Origin of the sequence: Shewanella aestuarii (assembly GCF_014647215.1) — a bacterium.
GTDB lineage: Bacteria > Pseudomonadota > Gammaproteobacteria > Enterobacterales > Shewanellaceae > Shewanella > Shewanella aestuarii.
Genome location: NZ_BMOT01000022.1, coordinates 1 through 1,084, shown reverse-complemented (window position 1 = coordinate 1,084; position 1,084 = coordinate 1). Strand labels below are relative to the sequence as shown.

At 41.0% G+C, this 1,084-nt stretch carries 1 protein-coding gene; it reads left to right on the top strand.

All coding sequences use genetic code 11. The features are described from left to right. Positions 1-167 precede the first annotated feature (167 nt). A partial coding sequence (locus IEY03_RS17010; protein ID WP_188843886.1) for an IS110 family RNA-guided transposase occupies positions 168-1,084 on the top strand: 917 nt, incomplete at its 3' end.

The following is a 1,084-nucleotide window of genomic DNA, read 5'->3' as shown; positions in this document are numbered from 1 at the left end:
AGGCTTTAGCTGCAACTAAAGCTTTCATTTGTCGTAGTTCGATTGAGTGCTGGCTCCTCTATTGAGAGACCGATAACAAGAAAGAACGCGACAAACGACTCCAAGCAAAATACTCGAATAGTCTACTGGGTCTCGAACCCGCATTTGCAAGCAAGAGTTAGCTTATTATGAAAACAAAAACTAATCAAAACATTAACGTCGGTGTCGATACTGGCAAGTTCCAACTCGACATTTATATTCGACCACTCGATATCTATTTCACCGTATCTAACGATGAAAAAGGCATTAAAGAAGCGGTGAAGCTCATTAAAAAACATCACCCTGAACGTATTGTCATTGAAGCAACCGGACGGCTTGAAATGCCGTTTATTATGGCTTGTGCGAATGCTAACTTACCCTTCGTTATCGCTAACCCTGTACACATAAAACGCTTTGCTGGTGCAATTGGCCAACGCGCTAAAACTGACAAGCTAGATGCGCAGCTCATTGCCCACTATGGCGATGCGATTAAGCCTAAGCTATCTACTTTAAAGCCAGACATCATGCAGGTTATGAGCGATTTAGTCTCAAGACGTAATCAAATTATGGCAATGCAAACGATGGAGAAGAACAGGCTGCAAATCCTGCCGAAAGAACTAGCGATGACTATTAAACCTATTCTGACTGTGTTTAAAAATCAGATTGCAAAAATTGAAACTAAAATTGTTAATCTCATCGAATCAACCCCTGACTACCAAGCTAAAAATATCATCCTACAAAGTATGAAAGGCATCGGTAAAATTGCTGCGGCGTCCATCATCAGCAACCTACCAGAATTAGGTTATATCAATAACAAAGAAGCCAGCTCATTAGTTGGTGTGGCACCCATGAATAAAGAAAGTGGACGCTTCAAAGGGCATAGAAAAATCCAAGGCGGACGACATCAAGTGAGAACCGTTTTATACATGGCCATGATGTCAGCGATACAATCTAATCCCGTTTTTAAAGAGACATATCAGCGATTAGTGGCGGCAGGAAAAGCAAAGAAAGTGGCTATTATTGCCTGCATAAGAAAGATGGTTGTGATCTTAAATTCGATGTTAAG